The sequence below is a fragment of the Burkholderia sp. AU16482 genome, assembly GCF_002223285.1.
Classification (GTDB): domain Bacteria; phylum Pseudomonadota; class Gammaproteobacteria; order Burkholderiales; family Burkholderiaceae; genus Burkholderia; species Burkholderia semiarida.
In genome coordinates this window covers 946369-962724 of record NZ_NKEY01000003.1, presented here as the reverse complement: position 1 = coordinate 962724, position 16356 = coordinate 946369, and the positions used below count along the sequence as shown (strand labels likewise).

General features: G+C 69.2%; 13 protein-coding genes. 8 read left to right on the top strand and 5 right to left on the bottom strand.

The features are described 5' to 3' along the window. Positions 1-185 precede the first annotated feature (185 nt). From iolC to CFB35_RS06985, 5 genes are all read left to right on the top strand, one after another. Positions 186-2138, top strand: a complete 1953-nt coding sequence (gene iolC / locus CFB35_RS07005; protein WP_059575890.1) for a 5-dehydro-2-deoxygluconokinase — start codon at positions 186-188, stop codon at positions 2136-2138. Between the two features lie 47 nt (positions 2139-2185). Next, entirely contained in the window at positions 2186-4069 is a 1884-nt protein-coding gene (gene iolD / locus CFB35_RS07000; RefSeq protein WP_059575892.1) for a 3D-(3,5/4)-trihydroxycyclohexane-1,2-dione acylhydrolase (decyclizing), read from the top strand. A 62-nt stretch (positions 4070-4131) separates the two neighbouring features. Next, entirely contained in the window at positions 4132-5061 is a 930-nt protein-coding gene (gene iolE, locus CFB35_RS06995; protein WP_059575893.1) for a myo-inosose-2 dehydratase, read from the top strand. Between the two features lie 56 nt (positions 5062-5117). Next, on the top strand, positions 5118-5936 hold the full coding sequence (gene iolB, locus CFB35_RS06990) for a 5-deoxy-glucuronate isomerase (protein WP_059575895.1): 819 nt from the start codon (positions 5118-5120) through the stop codon (positions 5934-5936). 106 nt (positions 5937-6042) lie between these two features. Then, positions 6043-6537 (top strand): heme-degrading domain-containing protein, encoded by a 495-nt coding sequence (locus CFB35_RS06985; protein WP_059575896.1) that lies wholly within the window; start codon positions 6043-6045, stop codon positions 6535-6537. Positions 6538-6565: 28 nt separating this feature from the next. Here the strand turns inward: CFB35_RS06985 and CFB35_RS06980 are convergent, their stop codons facing one another. The 4 genes from CFB35_RS06980 to CFB35_RS06965 all read right to left on the bottom strand — a co-directional run bounded on the left by CFB35_RS06980 (position 6566) and on the right by CFB35_RS06965 (position 11265). After that, on the bottom strand, positions 6566-8017 hold the full coding sequence (locus tag CFB35_RS06980) for an MFS transporter (RefSeq protein WP_081066612.1): 1452 nt from the start codon (positions 8015-8017) through the stop codon (positions 6566-6568). 76 nt (positions 8018-8093) lie between these two features. Beyond that, the gene (locus CFB35_RS06975; RefSeq protein WP_059575899.1) at positions 8094-9113 is read right to left on the bottom strand and encodes a cyclase family protein; all 1020 of its coding nucleotides are present in this window, start codon (positions 9111-9113) and stop codon (positions 8094-8096) included. A 52-nt stretch (positions 9114-9165) separates the two neighbouring features. Continuing rightward, a complete protein-coding gene (locus tag CFB35_RS06970; protein WP_059575901.1) occupies positions 9166-10446 on the bottom strand; it encodes a CaiB/BaiF CoA-transferase family protein in 1281 nt (426 codons plus the stop codon). Positions 10447-10500: 54 nt separating this feature from the next. Next, complete coding sequence (locus CFB35_RS06965) at positions 10501-11265, bottom strand: IclR family transcriptional regulator (RefSeq protein ID WP_059575903.1); 765 nt, start codon at positions 11263-11265, stop codon at positions 10501-10503. Positions 11266-11492: 227 nt separating this feature from the next. Between CFB35_RS06965 and CFB35_RS06960 the strand changes: the two genes are divergently transcribed. From CFB35_RS06960 to CFB35_RS06950, 3 genes are all read left to right on the top strand, one after another. Then, a complete protein-coding gene (locus tag CFB35_RS06960) occupies positions 11493-12383 on the top strand; it encodes a CoA ester lyase (RefSeq protein WP_059575905.1) in 891 nt (296 codons plus the stop codon). A gap of 191 nt (positions 12384-12574) precedes the next feature. Next, on the top strand, positions 12575-13651 hold the full coding sequence (locus CFB35_RS06955) for a porin (protein ID WP_059575908.1): 1077 nt from the start codon (positions 12575-12577) through the stop codon (positions 13649-13651). Between the two features lie 44 nt (positions 13652-13695). Then, a complete protein-coding gene (locus CFB35_RS06950) occupies positions 13696-15162 on the top strand; it encodes an MmgE/PrpD family protein (protein ID WP_059575911.1) in 1467 nt (488 codons plus the stop codon). A 32-nt stretch (positions 15163-15194) separates the two neighbouring features. On the opposite strand, the gene CFB35_RS06945 is transcribed toward CFB35_RS06950, so the two are convergent. Continuing rightward, the gene (locus tag CFB35_RS06945) at positions 15195-16133 is read right to left on the bottom strand and encodes a LysR family transcriptional regulator (protein WP_059575972.1); all 939 of its coding nucleotides are present in this window, start codon (positions 16131-16133) and stop codon (positions 15195-15197) included. Positions 16134-16356: the final 223 nt, after the last annotated feature.

The following is a 16356-nucleotide window of genomic DNA, read 5'->3' as shown; positions in this document are numbered from 1 at the left end:
AATTTATTTCTACGTGATTTCACCTAGGGAACTGTATTTCCAAAAAGTCTAGACTCCGTTCCGTAGCCCGATTCCCGGCGGCAGGCAGCCTCGCGTCGTGCGGCACGTGCCGTGGACAGCTGCCGCTGGATCGGTCCCTAATCTGCCGGCAGCGCCGAACGCCGGCCGCGAGCGTGACACGTGATATGAGCCTGAACTTTCCGAGTGACCGCCCCATCGATCTCGCCTGCCTCGGCCGCGTGGCCGTGGATCTCTATGCCCAGCAGTACGGCAGCCGCCTCGAGGATGCGCGCAGCTTCCAGATGTATCTCGGCGGTTCGTCGGGCAACGTCGCGTTCGGCGTCGCGCGGCTGGGCCTGAAGACCGCGATGATCTCGCGCGTCGGCGACGAGCAGATGGGCCGCTTCCTGCGCGAGACGCTCGAGCGCGAAGGCTGCGACACGAGCCAGTTGCAGACCGACCGCGAGCGCCTGACCGCGCTGGTGCTGCTCGGGCTGAAGGATCGCGACACGTTCCCGCTGCTGTTCGTGCGAGAGAACTGCGCGGACATGGCCGTGCGCGCTGACGAGATCAGCGAGGACTTCATCGCCGGCTGCCGCGCGCTGGCGATCACCGGCACGCATCTGTCGACGCCGGGCACGCGCGAGGCGTCGCTGACCGCGTTGACGTATGCGCGCCGCCACGGCGCCGTGCGCATCCTCGATATCGACTACCGGCCGGTGCTGTGGGGGCTGACCGCGCGCGGTGCCGGCGAAAACCGCTACGTGCCCGACGCGCAGGTGACGCGGCAGTTGCAGCAGGTGCTCGGCGAATTTGACCTGCTGGTCGGCACCGAGGAGGAATTCCTGATCGCGGGCGGCGTGCCGCACGACCTGATCGCATCGTTGCAGGCGGTGCGCGCGATCACGAACGCGACGCTGGTGGTCAAGCGCGGCGCACTCGGCTGCTGCGTGATCGAAGGCGACGTTCCCGCGCGCATCGACGAGGCGCCGACCTTTCTCGGCGAGCGGGTCGAGGTGCTCAACGTGCTCGGCGCGGGCGACGCGTTCCTGTCGGGCCTGCTGTCGGGGCTGCTGCGCGGGCGCGACTGGGCCGAATCGACGCGCATCGCGAACGCGTGCGGCGCGATCGTCGTGTCGCGCCACGCGTGCTCGGCCGCGATGCCGACGCCGGCCGAACTCGCGCACTGGTTCGACGGCGGCCGCAATCCGGCTGTCGATGCCGACCGCACGCTCGCGCACCTGCATCGCGTGACGGTGCCGCGCCGCGACTGGGACGACCTGTGCGTGATGGCGTTCGACCATCGCAGCCAGTTCTACGAGCTGGCAGTGCAGGCCGGCGCGGACGAAGCACGGATCAAGACGTTGAAGCGCCTGCTCGTGCGCGCGGTCGAACAGGTCGAGCGCGATCGCGGGATCGCCGGCCACGTCGGCGTGCTGATCGACGGCGGCGCATACGGCAGCGACGCGCTCGCGTCGGCCACGGGGCGCGGCTGGTGGGTCGGCCGCCCGGTCGAGCTGCCCGGCTCGCGGCCGCTGCGTTTCGACGACACGCGCTCGGTCGGCTCGTCGCTCACGCACTGGCCGACCGAACAGGTCGTGAAGTGCCTCGTTCACTATCACCCCGACGACTCCGTCGACCTGCGCGTCGAGCAGGAGCAGCGCGTGCTGGAACTGTGGGAAGCCACGCGCGCGAGCGGCAACGAGCTGCTGCTGGAAATGATTCCGCCGCGCGCGGTCACGCCGGCCGGCACCGAGGACGACGCGGTGCTGCGCACGGTCGCGCGCTTCTACAACCTCGGCGTGAAGCCCGAATGGTGGAAGCTCACGCCGCTCACCGCCGACGGCTGGGCGCGGCTCGCCGCGCTGATCGCCGAGCGCGACCCGTACTGCCGCGGCGCGGTGATTCTCGGCCTGAACCAGCCGCTGCAATACCTGGTCGACAGCTTCCGCTCGGCGACCAACCCGATCGTCAAGGGCTTCATGGTCGGGCGCACGCTGTGGGCCGATGCGTCGCTGAACTGGTTCGCGGGCCGGATCGACGATCAGGCGCTGATCGACGAAGTAGCCGGCAACTTCGCGCAACTGGTCGACGCGTGGCTCGGCCGCCGGGCCACCGCGCGGGCCGCCGCGGCCTGATGCCCCGTGTTCGTGACGACCACCCGACTCCTCTCTATCGACCGACGATGACCACCACCGTAAGACTGACCGTCAGCCAGGCGCTCGTGCGCTACCTGGCCGCCCTGCGCGCCGAAGTCGTCCAGCCCGACGGGCGCACCGAGATCCTGCCGTACTGCGGCGGCGTGTTCGCGATCTTCGGCCACGGCAACGTGGCCGGTCTCGGCGAAGCGCTGCATGCGGAGAAGGACCGGCTGCCGACGTTTCGCGCGCACAACGAGCAAGGGATGGCCAACGCGGCCGTCGCGTTCGCGAAAGCGCATTTCCGCCAGCGAATGATGGCCGCGACGTCGAGCATCGGCCCCGGCGCGACCAACATGCTGACCTCCGCCGCGCTCGCGCACGTCGGCCGCTTGCCGCTGCTGTTGCTGCCCGGCGACGTGTTCGTGTCGCGGCTGCCCGACCCGGTGCTGCAGCAGATCGAGGATTTCGAACAGGGCGACGTCAGCGCGAACGACTGCTTCCGGCCCGTCACGCGCTACTTCGATCGCATCACGTCGCCCGAGCAACTGCTCGTCGCGCTGCCGCGCGCGATCCAGGTGATGACCGATCCCGCGCAGTGCGGGCCCGTATGCCTCGCGCTGCCGCAGGACGTGCAGACCTTCGCGTACGACTGGCCCGAGGATTTCTTCGCGCCGCCGGTGATCCGGATGCGCCGGCCGCCGGCCGACGCGCTCGAGCTCGCCGATGCGCTCGACGTGCTGAAAGCCGCGAAGAAGCCGCTGATCGTCGCCGGCGGCGGCGTGCTGTACAGCCAGGCGTGGGACGCGCTGCGCGCGTTCGTCGACACGCACGGCGTGCCCGTCGCCGAATCGCAGGCCGGCAAGGGCAGCCTCGCGTGGGATCATCCGCTGAACCTCGGCTCGATCGGCGTGACGGGCTCGCCCGCCGCGAACCGCGCGGCCGCGCAGGCCGACGTCGTGTTCGCGGTCGGCACGCGGCTGCAGGATTTCACGACCGGCTCGCACGCGCTCTACGGCGACGCGGCGCTGCTGAGCCTGAACGTGCAGCCGTTCGACGCGGGCAAGAAGCGCGGCCGGCAACTCGTGGCCGATGCGCGCACGGGCCTTGGGCAGCTATCGGCCGCGCTGGCCGGCTGGCGCGCCGATGCGGCGTGGACCGCCGCGAACCGCGACCAGGCCGCCGCATGGAACGCGCGCGTGACCGAGCTGACCACACGGATTCCGAAGGACACGCTGCCGTACGACGCGGAAGTGATCGGCGCGGTGCGCGACTCCGCGGCCGACGCGGGGCGCGACAGCGCGCGCGACGATCTCGTCGTCTGCGCGGCCGGCACGCTGCCGGCCGAACTGCACAAACTGTGGCGCAGCGGCGTGCCGGGCAACTACCACATGGACTATGCGTATTCGTGCATGGGCTACGAAGTCGCGGGCGGCCTCGGCGCGAAGCTCGCGCGCCCCGAGCGCGAAGTGATCGTGATCGTCGGCGACGGCTCGTACATGATGCTCAACGCGGAACTCGCGACGTCGGTGATGCTCGGCCGCAAGCTGATCGTCGTGATCCTCGACAACCGCGGCTACGGCTGCATCGAGCGGCTGCAACGCCATTGCGGCGGCGCGAGCTTCAACAACATGCTCGACGACTGCGTGCCCGAAGGCGGCGAGCGCTCGACGATCGACTTCGCGATGCATGCGCGCGCGATGGGCGCCGAAGCCGTGCACGTGCGCGACGTCGGCGAATTGCGCGATGAAATGAAGCGCGCGCGTGCGGCAACGAAGAGCCAGGTGCTCGTGATCGACACCACGCACCATCGCACGACCGACGACGGCGGCGCGTGGTGGGAAGTCGCGGTGCCGCAGGTATCCGGACGCGCCGGCGTCGAAGCGGCGCACCGCGCGTATCTCGACGCGAAGACGCGCCAGCGACGTTGAGCGCGCCTGCCCCGCGCCTCTGCCGCACCGGTAAAACAACATTCGAACCAAGGAAGCACGTCATGAGCTGGAACGTTCGTATCGGTATCAATCCCCTGTCGTGGATGAACGACGACCTGCCGTCGCTCGGCGGCGAGACGCCGCTCGAAACGGCGCTGAAGGAAGGCGCCGAGATCGGCTATGCGGGCTTCGAGCTCGGCAACAAGTTTCCGAAGACGGGCCCCGAACTGAAGGCGAAGCTCGCCGAATTCGGGCTCGTGTGCGTGTCGGGCTGGTATTCGGGCTTCCTCGCGGAAGTCGCGCCGGGCATGACGGACGCCGATGCGGTGGCGGCGGAGATCGAGCGCTGCCGCGCGCACATGACGAAGCTGCAATTCAACGACGTGAAGGTCGTCGTGTACGGCGAATGCGCGGGCACGATCCAGGGCAGCATCGACACGCCGGTCGCGAAGCGGCCGCGTTTCGTCGACGACGAAGCGTGGCGGCGCTATGCGGCGCGCCTCGACGCGTTCGGCGCGCACCTGCTCGACACGTACGGCATCAAGCTCGCCTACCATCACCACATGGGCGCGTACGTCGAATCGCCGGCCGACGTCGACCGGCTGATGGCGCTGACCGATCCGGCGAAGGTGTTCCTGCTGTTCGACACCGGCCATGCGTATTTCGGCGGCGCGGCCGACCCGGTGGCGCTGCTGAAGAAGCACGTATCGCGCGTGGCGCACGTGCATTGCAAGGACGTGCGGCCGCAAGTCGTGAACCAGGCGCGCAACGACGGCTGGAGCTTCCTGAACGGCGTGATCAACGGCACCTTCACGGTGCCGGGCGACGGCGCGCTCGACTACGACGCGACGCTGCGCACGCTGAAGGACGCCGGCTACGAAGGCTGGCTCGTCGTCGAGGCCGAGCAGGATCCGGCCGTCGCGCCGAGCTATCAGTATGCGAAGAAGGGCTACCACGCGCTGCGCGCGATCGTCGACCGGTTGAGCGCTTGAGCACGCGCGCAAGCGCCTGGGCGGTCGCGCCCTACCCTATTGCGGAGACCCATCTCATGACGATTTCTCCCCTGCTGGTCAAGGCATCCGCCGACCGCGAAATCTGCAACGTCACGCCCGAATCGGCCGGCTGGAAACACGTCGGCTTTCGCGCGCTGCGCCTGAAGGCCGGCGACACCGAGACGCTCGACACCGGCACGCGCGAACTGTGCGTCGTCGTGCTGACGGGCACGGTGCGCGCCGAAGTCGACGGCGAAACCCACGACGCGCTCGGCAGGCGCGACAGCGTGTTCGAGGACGTGTCGCCGGACGCGCTGTACGTGCCGGGCGGCAAGACGGTGACGCTGGTCGCGACGCGCGATGCGGAAGTCGCGCTGTGCACCGCGCCGTACGCGAGCGGCGACAAGCGCGTGCTGCGCCTCGACGGCGAGCGGATGCGCCGCTCGGTGCGCGGGCAAGGCACCAACACGCGCTACGTATGCGACATCCTGATGGGCGACAACCCGGCCGCCGACCGGCTGCTCGTCGTCGAAGTCGTCACGCCGGCCAGCCATTCGAGCAGCTATCCGCCGCACAAGCACGACCGCGACGCCGCGCCCGACGAAACCTCGCTCGAGGAAACCTACTATCACCGGATCGATCCGCCGCAGGGTTTCGCGTTCCAGCGCGTGTACACGGACGACCGCAGCCTCGACGAAGCCTGCGCGGTCGAGAATCACGACGTCGTGATGGTGCCGCGCGGCTATCACCCGGTGGTGGCGCCTCACGGCTACAACCTGTACTACCTGAACGTGATGGCGGGCCCAAGCCGTGCGTGGGCGTTCAAGAACGATCCCGCGCACGAGTGGATGCTGGACGCGGCGCCCCATCGTTGAAGCACTGAAACGCCGAAGCACCGAACGGAAGACGGGCCCGCGCGCGGCCCGTGACGATGCAACGCCCGGCACGCGCGTGCAGCGCCGGCAATGCGACGGAGCCGCCATGGTGACGCCCCCCTTTCGCCTCGAACCCCACGCCTTCGACGACGATGCGTCGAACCCGGCGCTGCCGCACTTCAATGCAGCCGTCGCGCGCCGCATCGGAGAAATCGCGGTCAACCTCGCGACGCGACGCGGGCTGCCGATTGCGGTCGGCATCGTCGGCGGGCACGCGCCGCTGTTCTATTGCGCGCTCGATGGCAGCGACGCGCGCGACGGCGATGCGATCCGCCGCCGGCAGAACACGGTGCTGCGTTTCGGCCAGAGTTCGCTCGCGGTCGGCGCGTGCTTTCGGCGTGCCGGCTGGTCGCTGCGCTCGCAAGGCCTGTCCGACGACGATTACGCGCTCGACGGCGGCGGCGTGCCGTTGCGGCTCGCCGGCGCCGGCATCGTCGGCGCGATGACGATCGCGGGGCTCGGCTCCGAAGACAATCACGCGCTCGTCGTCGAATGCTTGCGGTGGCACGTCGGCGCGACCGCGCTGGCGATGAGCGCATAGCGGCCGTCGCACCAGCGCACGCGGGCCGTCACGAACGGCGCGTCGGCAGCGCGTCGAGCGTGCCGGCCGGCCGGTTCGCCACGGCCGAGTCAGCTTGCTCGTCCGGGATATCGTCGAGCGACCGGTTGTTGGTGCGCGGCCCGAACGCGCCGATCGACAGCATCACGATCAGCATGCTGCCGCCGATCAGCGCGAACACCGCGGACACCCCCGCGCGCTCGAGCAGCAACGCGACGATGAAACTGCTGGCCGCGCCGGTCAGGCGGCCGATCGAATGCACGAAGCCGAGCGCGCGCCCGCGGATCGCGGTCGGAAACAGTTCCGACTGGTACGCGGTGCCGTTGCTCGCGAGCACCGTGCTCGACAGCGTGACGAGCAGGCCGAACGCGATCACGAACGGCGCCTGCGCCGACGTCGCGAACGCACTGCCGAACAGCGCGACGCCGAACGCCGACGCGACGATCAACCACTTGCGCTCGATCCGGTCGGCGAGCAGGCCTGCGACGAGCGGCGACACCGGATACGCGAACGCGATCACGAATGCATAGCCGAGGCTTTTCGCGACGGTCGCGCCCTGCGCGGCGAGCAGCGTCGGCAGCCATTGGCTGAAACCGAAGAAGCCGATGCTCAGGAAGCCGTTGAACGCGATCAGCATCGCGGTGCGGCCGCGGTGCCGCGCATCCCACATCGACGGCGCGCGTGGCGCCGGCTGCACGTCGGCGGCCGGCGGCCGGACCGCCGGCAGCGGCCGCCCCGATTCGCGCGCGACGATCCGTTCGAGTCGCGCCACGATGCGTTCGGCCTCGGCTTCCCGGCCCACGCCGACGAGCCAGCGCGGCGACTCCGGCAGGCGCGCCTGCAGCCACCAGACGACCACCGCGCCACTTCCGCCGAGCAGCACGACCCAGCGCCATCCCGACCAGCCGAGCGGATCGCGCGGGACCCAGAGCCACGATACGAACGCGAGCACCGGCATGGCCAGATACCCGACGGCGAAGCAGACGGCAAATGCACGGCCACGCACCGCCTTCGGCACCAGCTCGGTCAGGAACGCGCCGATCGTGATCAGCTCCGCGCCGACGCCGCAGCCCGCGACGAAGCGGCACGCGAGCACGCCGATCGCGCTCCACTGCACGCACATCGCCAGGCTCGCAACGGTATAGAGCAGCAGCGCGCCGGTAAACAGCGCGCGACGCCCGTAGCGGTCCGCCAGGCGCGACACGAACATCTCGCCGACGAACAGCCCGATGAACGTCGCCGCGCCGAGCGCGCCCTGGTCGGACATGCCGAGCACGCCGCGCGCGCCGGTGTGAAAGATGCCGTCGCGAATCAGCCCGGGCGGCAGATAGGTCATCTGGAACAGGTCGTAGACCTCGAAGAAGCCGCCCACGCTCAGGAACAGCACGAGCTTCCAGATGCTCGCCGTGGCGGGCAGGCGGTCGATGCGCGCGGCGAGCGATGCCGCAACAGAGTCAGACATGGCGTGTCCTCGGTAGTCCGCCCGCGCGCCGCGCGGGACGTCGATCAACGCGCGGCGCGGGCCGCGCGGCAGGCAATCACACGGTGGCGACCGGATTGACCGGCGAGCCGACGAGCCCGCGCAGATGCAGCGGCGGCGCGGTCAGCAGGAAGCGGTTGCGACGGTGTTCGTGCAGCCAGTCCGCCAGCGGCGTCAGGTGCCACAGCTCGCCGAGATGGATGCCGAGCTTGAACAGGCACAGCTCGTGCAGCGGCATCAGCGCGCCGGGCCGCGCGCGCGGCGGCGCGTCGCGCGGGCGCTCCTCGACCGCGTGGTTGTCGGCCGCGAGCGCGGCGAGCCCCGACGCGTCGATCCAGTTCAGCAGACGTTCGTCGGCGCCGTCCAGCACGCAGCATGCTGGCGGCGCACCGGTCTCGCCGCGCGCGTCGGCGGCGAGCAGAAGGTCCGCGAAACCCGTGTGCAAGCAGACGATATCGCCGCGCTCGACGCTCACGCCGTCCGCGCGCAGCACCGCCATCCAGTCGTCGAAACCGATCTTGCGCCGCGCGTCGCCGAAGTGGCGGCGCAGGTCGACCATCACGCCGCGCCCCTGCACGCCGGTGCGCGCCATCACCTCGATGCCGAGCGCGTGCGCGCCGCCTTGCGCGGCGCCCGCTTCCGGCACGCGGATATGCTCGTCCATCCGGTAGCCGTTGTAGAACACGCGGGTCTTTTCGCCGTCGCCGGCCGGATCGAACAGCGAGCCGACGTGCGACAGCGCATCCCATTGCGTCGAGAACTGCGAATGCAGGCAGAACGCGTCGTCGCAGACGACATCCGTTGCGTTCGCAACCTGTTCGTCGGCGCGGTAGCCAAAGTACGGCTTGTCGCCCAGCAGCGCCGGCATGATCGCCGGCGGGCGCCGTCTCGCGTTCAGTCCGCCGCCGCGCGGCACGTCGAGCGGCAGGCTCAGCGAGAACACGCGGCCTTCGCGCACTTCCGCGACGCCGCGCAGCACGGCGTCCGGCGTCAGCCAGTTCAGGCGCCCCTTCTGGTCGTCCGGGCCGAAATCGCCCCAGTTCGAACCGGGCGGTCGGTGGGTCCAACGCGGATTCATGATGCCTCCTCCACTATGCGGTGCATCCGGTCTCTGCCGGTGCGCGGCCCGCTTACTGCGAGCGGATCACGCCCAGCGCGGCGAGCCGTGCGTATTCGTGCTCGCCGAGCAGCGGCTGCAGGATTTCGCGGTTGTGTTCGCCGAGCGCGGGCGCGGGCCGGCGGAAGGCGCCGGGCGTACCCGACAGGCGCGGCGTGACGTTGTGCATCGGCAGGCTGCCGACGTCGTCGTCGGGCAGCTCGACCAGCGCCTCGCGCTCGATCACGTAGCGATCGGCGACGATCTGCGCGATGTCCTGGATCGGCCCGACCGTCACGCCCGCCTCCTCGAAGAACGCGAGATTGGCGTCGAGATCGCGCGCGGCGATGAATTCGCCGACGATCGCATCGAGCGCTTGCGCGTGCCGCACGCGCAGTACGTTGGTCGCATAGCGCGGATCGTCGATCAGATCGGCGCGCCCGATCGCGCGGAACAGCCGCTCGGCCATCGCCTGCGTCGAACTCGACAGGCACAGCCACTTGCCGTCGCGCGTGCGATACGCGTTGCGCGGCGCGGTGTTCGTCGAGCGGCTGCCGGTGCGCGGCTTGATCTCGCCGGTCATCACGTAGTTCGCCGCGGCCGGCCCGAGGATCGACAGCAGCGGCTCGAACAGCGACACGTCGATCACCTGCCCGGCCGCCCGCTGCGCGCCGCGCGCATGCAGCGCGACCAGCACGGCGAGCGCGCCGGACATCCCGGCCGTCATGTCGGCGAGAAACATCGGCGGCAGCACCGGCTCGCGATCGGCGAACCCGTTGATCGCCGCGAAACCCGCATAGCCTTCGGCGAGCGTGCCGAAGCCCGGCTTGTGGCGATACGGCCCGGTCTGTCCCCAGCCGGAGATCCGCGCGATCACGAGTTCCGGGCGGATCGCGAGCAGGTCGTCGGGGCCGAGCCCCATCCGCTCCGCGACGCCCGGCTTGAAGCTTTCGACGAACACGTCCGCGTCGCGCACCAGCCGGCGCACGATGTCGACGCCCTCCGGCGTGCGCAGATCGACGCACACGCTGCGCTTGTTGCGCCCGTACACCTTCCAGTTCGTGCTGATGCCGCCGGCGCCGACCGCGCGCAACGTATCGCCGCGCTCGCTTTCGACCTTCACGACGTCCGCGCCGAAGTCGGCCAACTGCACGCTCAGCATGTTGCCGGCCATCAGGCGCGACAGATCGACCACGCGCACGCCGGACAGCGGCCCGGTGGCGTTGGCATCGAACGATTTCGGATGGATCGGGCCGGTGGACGCGCGACGATGCGCGCCGGCCGCGCGAGCGGCCTGCGGGTCGGGTACGGACATGATGTCTCCTGGTAGTTGTCGGTCAGTCAGGCATGCGCGCGTCGCGCGCCGGCGCTACTCGAGCAATACGCCGAGCCGGTCGGTCGCGGGAAACGCCGCACCCGTCGCGGGCAGATCGCCGCCGAGCGCACGCGTCAATTCCGCGGCGGCGGCCTGCACATGCGGCAGGTAATCGGCCAGCACTTTCTTGTTGAAGCGATAGCGCGGCACGCCGAGCGAAATCGCGCCGCTCAGCACGCGGCCGACACCGAACGCCGGGCACGCGATCGCCGCGCTCTCCGGATCGCGCTCGGCGATCGACACCGCATAGCCCTGCTCGGCCGTCTTCTCGTACTCGCCGCCGCGCGTGCCGGAAAACGCGAGCAGCACGCGCCCCGCCGCGCCGACGTCGAGCGCGAAGCGGTCGCCTTCGCGCAGATGCGTGCTCACCGCGCGCTGCGCCTGGATGCGGAACAGGCAGACACGCTGGTCGCCTTCGCGCACGTAGAACGCGGCGGTCTCGCCGGTCTGCGCCGACAGCGTCGACAGGATCGGCATCACGTATTCGCGCAACTGGAACGACTCGCGATACATCACGCCGAGCTGGAACACGGCCGGCCCCAACACGTAGCGCCCGTCGGGCAGGCGCTTGATGAAGCGGAATTGTTCGAGGGACTCGAACATCCGCAGCAGCGTGCTCATGTTGAGCCCCGTCGCGTCGCTGACCTGCGCGAGCATCAGCCCGCCGGGCGCGCCGGAGAAGGCCAGCAGCGCGGTCAACGCACGATTGACCGCGGCCACGCCGCCTTCCGCCTGATTAGTCGTCTCCACCTTGCTCATGTCCGCCTCGCGCTGTGCCGGGCGGCGCGAACGGCGCGCCCGGGCTCACACAAATTGAAAGTCACTTTCATTATACGCAGGATGGCCGTGACATCAACATGAATCCGCAGCGCTTCCTTCGTTCAACTTCTTTCAACTCCTCATAAATATAGGCGTTAACGATAATCTTGACGAATGGCCCCATCGATCACAAAAATAAAAGTGACTTTCATTTTTATAGAACAACGATGAATCCCACCTCCCAACCGGTCTGGCGCTCGCTGCTCTACGTGCCTGCCCACGTCCCCCGTTTCGTCGAGAAGGCCGCGACCAGCGCGGCCGATGCGCTGATCCTAGACCTGGAAGACAGCGTCCCGTTCGCGTGCAAGCGCGACGCGCGGGACGGCCTCGCCGACGCCGTGCCGAGGCTGCGGGCCGCCGGCCACGACGTGCTGGTCCGCGCCAACGGCCCGCTCGACCTGCTGGTGCCCGACCTGCGTGCGGCCGTGCAGGCGGGCGTGCACGGCGTCGTGCTGCCGAAGGTTCGCGGCGGCTCGCACGTCGAGGCGATCGACGAACTGCTGGCCACGCTCGAGGATGAAGCCGGCGCCGCGCCCGGCGGCACGCGCGTCGTCGCGATCATCGAGACGCCGCGTGCGTTCCAGGCGATGGAGCGGATCGCGCGCGCGTCGCCGCGCGTCGTCGCGATGATGCTCGGCGGCGCCGACTTCGCGCTGAACTGCGAAAGCGGCACCGGCGCCGACGTGCTGCGCGTGCCGAAGCAGTTGCTGATCATCGCCGCGCGCGCGGCCGGCATTTTGCCGCTCGGCCTGCTCGACGGCCTCGACGAACTGCGCGACCTCGATGCGTTCGAGCGCATCGCGCGTGCGTCCGCGGCATTCGGCTATGCGGGCGCGACCTGCATTCATCCGCTGCAGGTCGATGCGCTGAACCGCGCGTTCCGGCCGGACGACGACGCGGTGCGCGACGCGCGCGCCGTGCTCGCCGCGTACGACGACGCGCGCGCCAACGGCCGCGGCGCGCTGCGCATCGACGGCCGGATGGTCGACGCGGCGGGCGTCGCACAGGCCACGCGCGTACTCGCGCGCGACGCGGCCGTGCGGGCCCGCGCACGCTGACCGACGATGCGCACGCCCGACCGCGTGACCCAGCCGCCAGGCATCGCCCGCGTGCGCCGCGCAACGCACGCGAGCGGCCCGGCACGGCACGCGCCGTTCGCCTTCCGCCCCGGATAGCGACGCCGCGCCGCGCGAGCCGACCCGCGCGGCGCCCATGACGAACAACAACCCCAAAACAAGGAGACAGCCCCATGGGCAAGCGAATGTCCGCATTGTGCGGACTGGGCCTCGTATCGGCCGGCGCCTGCGCGCAGACCAGCCTCACGCTGTACGGCGTCGCCGACGTCTACACCGAATTTCTCACCAACCAGGCCGGGCCCGACGGCAAGTCGTCCGCGTCGCTCGCGCGGATGGCGTCGGGCGGCAAGAGCGGATCGCGCTGGGGCCTGAAGGGCGTCGAGGATCTCGGCGGTGGCTGGCAGGCGGCGTTTCGCGTCGAAAGCAGCATCAACCTCGCCAACGGCGCCGGCTCGGGCGGCTTCGACCGCTCCGCGTGGGTCGCGCTGCAACACGAGCGCTGGGGCGCGCTGCGGCTCGGCCGTCAGTACACGACGCTGTTCGACATCATGGAGCGCTATTCGCCGACGGGCGCCTATTCGACGCTGTACGAGCCGGACGGCGCGATCGTCGGCATCAACTATCGCGAGAACAACGTCGTCAAGTATCTGGCGAAGCTCGGCGCGCTGACGCTCGAAACCCACTACGCGTTCGGCGGCACGGCGGGCGCGTTCCAGTCGAACGCCGCGTACGGCGCGGGCTTCGACTACGCGGGCAGCGCGTTCTCGTTCGCCGCGGCGTTCGACGACGTCCACACGCCGCGGCCCGGCGGCTTCGCGCACTTCCGCCGCTACGCCGCTTCCGCGCTCGTGCCGCTCGGGCGCGCGCAACTGCTGGCCGGCGTCGAGCACGCGCACAGCGACATCGCCGCGCCGTCGGTCGTGACGAACTTCACGTTCTGGTGGGCCGGCGTCCGCTATGGCATCACCGATTTTCTGCAAGCGATCGGCGCCGTCTATTACGAACACATCCGCGCGCGGAATCCGGCGAATGCGCAAACGCCGGCATCGCAGCCCGTCAGTCCGCAGCAGGTCACGCTGCAGTTGAACTACTTCGTGTCGAAGACGGTGACGCTGTACCTGGCGGCCGGCTACGCGCACCGTGCCGCGCTCGATTTCGACAACGACAACTACAACTTTCTGCACTACTCGCTCGCGGCCGGCCGCTCCGGCAGCGCGGGCGTCGCGCTCGGCCTGCGCAAGGCGTTCTGACAGCGTCGCCCCTTCCCGCCCCTTAAACATTCGGAGACCGAACCATGAATCGCCGCCACTTTCTTTCCGCGCTGACCGGCGCCGCCGTCGCGCTGCCGTTCGCTCGCGCCCGCGCCGCCGCGACCGCCGACAGGCAGAACGCCGGCGAGCCGGAACTCGCCCGGCAACTCGCCGACTACGCAGCCGGGCTGCAGTATCGCGACCTCGACGAGGCGACCGTCGAAACGATCAAGGCGCATCTGATCGACGCGCTGGGCTGCGCGATCGCCGCGCACGATGAGGCGCCGGTACGGATCGCGCGCGACGCGGCGCTCGCGTCGCCCGGCGGCGTCTCGACCGTGATCGGCACGAACCGCCGCACGCGCGCCGATCTCGCCGCGTTCGCGACCGGCACGGCGCTACGCTACTTCGATTTCAACGATGCGTATGCCGGCAAGGAAACCGGCCATCCGAGCGACAACGTCGCCGCGTGTCTCGCGGTCGCCGAGGCGCGGCACGCGAGCGGCCGCGACCTGATCCTGTCGATCGCGATCGCGTACGAGATCGCATGCCGGCTGATGGACGCCGCCGCGGTCAGCCCGCGCGGCTGGGATCACACCTGCTACAGTCTGCCGGCCGTCGCGCTCGCGGCGGGCAAGCTGATGGGCCTGCACGCGCCGCAACTCATGCAGGCGGTCAACCTGTCGATCAACAGCCATCTCGCGCTGAACCAGACGCGGGTGCAGCAGTTGTCCAACTGGAAGGCGCTCGCCGACGCCGACGCGGCGCGCAACGCGGTGTTTTCGACCGAACTCGCCGGCGCCGGCCTCACCGGCCCCGCGCCGATATTCGAGGGAGCGGCCGGGTTCTTCGCGCAGGTGTCCGGACCGTTCGCGCTCGACATCGCCACGTTCGGCGGGCGCGGCGGCGCGTTCCGGATCGGCCGTTGCTTCGTGAAGTTCTATCCGGCGCAAGGGCTCACGCAAACGGCGATTCCGGCCGCGCTCGCGGTCGCCGCGCAGGTCGGCGACCTGCGGCGCATTCGGCGCATCGAGGTCCGCACGACCGAAGTCGGCTACGTGACGGCCGGCCGCGATCCGGAGAAATGGGCCCCGTCGACCCACGAGACCGCCGACCACAGCCTGCCCTACATCGTCGCGCGGGCGATGCTCGACGGCGACATCACAACCCGCAGCTATACGGGCCCGGCGTTGCGCGACCCGGCCTTGCACGCGCTGATCGGCAAAATCACGGTCGACGCGGACCCGGCGCTGACGGCCCGCTATCCCGCGCATGCGCCGAATCGCGTGACGGCCGTGTGCGACGACGGCGCGACCTATACGAAGCAGGTGGACGATCTGCCGGGCTCACCGACGCAACCGATGCAGCGCGCCGACTACGAAGCGAAGTTCACGAAGAATTGCCAGCGGCACGGAAGCGCGGCGCGAATGCGGGCCGCACTCGATTATCTGTGGCGACTCGACGAGCAGCCCGACGTCGCGACGCTGCCGCCGCTGCTCGTCGTCGGCTGACCGCGAGCGGCCCGCGGCGCACGACATCGCGCTCAGCCCACGCTGCACGCGTCCACCGTGACGTCGTCCACGACGGATTCCGCGGCCGCGAGGATCGCGCGGCGCATCCAGCCGTGCGCGTTGCTGCCGTCGTACCGGCGATGCCAGTACAGCGACCACGTGACGGGTTCCATCGCGAGCGGCAGTTCGCGGATCACGAGACGCGGATCGCCGAGGCTCAGCGCGTGCCGCTCCGACATGATCACGGCGTACGGCAGCGCATCGAGCATGTTCGGCACGACGAGCCAGTGCGGCACGTTGAGCACGATGCGGCGCGTACAGCCCATGTTCGCGAGCAGGTTGTCGATCAGGCTGTGGTCGACCGGGTTGATCGACACGTTGAGGAAGTCGAGCGCGAGGAACCGTTCGAGCGTCAGCGGCTTGTCCGCATCGGGATGGTTGCGGCTCAGCACGCACACCATCCGGTCGTGAAACACGGTTTCCGACGACAGCGAGCCGGAATGCTCGAGGCCCGCGCTGATCGCCATGTCGAGCCGCCCGGCTTCGAGCGCTTCGGCCGTCTTCGCCGCGCTCGGGTGCACGACATCGAGGCTGATATTCGGCGCCGTCGTGCGCATGCGCCGCAGCAAGGCGGGCAGCAAAAGCAGTTCGGTGAGATCCGACATCCGGATCGTAAAATGACGCTCCGACGTAAAAGGGTTGAATTGATAATCCGATTCAAATAATTCTTCGATTTGTTGCATGATTTGCCGCACCGGCGCGATCAACGCCTGCGCGCGCGGCGTCAATTCCATCCCGATCGTGCTGCGCGCGAGGATCTCGTCCTTGAACAGATACCGCAGGCGCGACAGCGCATTGCTGACGGCCGGTTGGGTCAGACCGACCTTCAGCCCGGCCCGCGTCACCTGTTTCTCCGTCAGCAGCGCATCCAGTATGACCAGCAGGTTCAAGTCGATCGAACGTAGATTCATGATTGTGACCATCCACTAAACGGGTTAATCGCCATCCCCGGTTCGCGATTATCGCAATGGGGAAATCCCCTGATATTTAGTGCAATAAATGAGAATAGTCCAATCTTGACGTTTCAATATTTTTTATATACCCCGCGCCATTGATTCTATTTTCGATCTGAACGACCCAATTTTCAGTCATTTTTTCGATAATCGGCTCAATCGACGATCCCGGATCGACGCA

Bases quoted from the DNA above. Each gene is read 5' to 3' on its own strand.
- iolE (WP_059575893.1), top strand. From the start codon at position 4,132: ATGAGCTGGAACGTTCGTATCGGTATCAATCCCCTGTCGTGGATGAAC.
- CFB35_RS06950 (WP_059575911.1), top strand. From the start codon at position 13,696: ATGAATCGCCGCCACTTTCTTTCCGCGCTGACCGGCGCCGCCGTCGCG.
- iolC (WP_059575890.1), top strand. From the start codon at position 186: ATGAGCCTGAACTTTCCGAGTGACCGCCCCATCGATCTCGCCTGCCTC.
- iolB (WP_059575895.1), top strand. From the start codon at position 5,118: ATGACGATTTCTCCCCTGCTGGTCAAGGCATCCGCCGACCGCGAAATC.
- CFB35_RS06955 (WP_059575908.1), top strand. From the start codon at position 12,575: ATGGGCAAGCGAATGTCCGCATTGTGCGGACTGGGCCTCGTATCGGCC.
- CFB35_RS06980 (WP_081066612.1), bottom strand. From the start codon at position 8,017: ATGTCTGACTCTGTTGCGGCATCGCTCGCCGCGCGCATCGACCGCCTG.
- CFB35_RS06965 (WP_059575903.1), bottom strand. From the start codon at position 11,265: ATGAGCAAGGTGGAGACGACTAATCAGGCGGAAGGCGGCGTGGCCGCG.
- iolD (WP_059575892.1), top strand. From the start codon at position 2,186: ATGACCACCACCGTAAGACTGACCGTCAGCCAGGCGCTCGTGCGCTAC.
- CFB35_RS06960 (WP_059575905.1), top strand. From the start codon at position 11,493: ATGAATCCCACCTCCCAACCGGTCTGGCGCTCGCTGCTCTACGTGCCT.
- CFB35_RS06975 (WP_059575899.1), bottom strand. From the start codon at position 9,113: ATGAATCCGCGTTGGACCCACCGACCGCCCGGTTCGAACTGGGGCGAT.
- CFB35_RS06945 (WP_059575972.1), bottom strand. From the start codon at position 16,133: ATGAATCTACGTTCGATCGACTTGAACCTGCTGGTCATACTGGATGCG.
- CFB35_RS06985 (WP_059575896.1), top strand. From the start codon at position 6,043: ATGGTGACGCCCCCCTTTCGCCTCGAACCCCACGCCTTCGACGACGAT.
- CFB35_RS06970 (WP_059575901.1), bottom strand. From the start codon at position 10,446: ATGTCCGTACCCGACCCGCAGGCCGCTCGCGCGGCCGGCGCGCATCGT.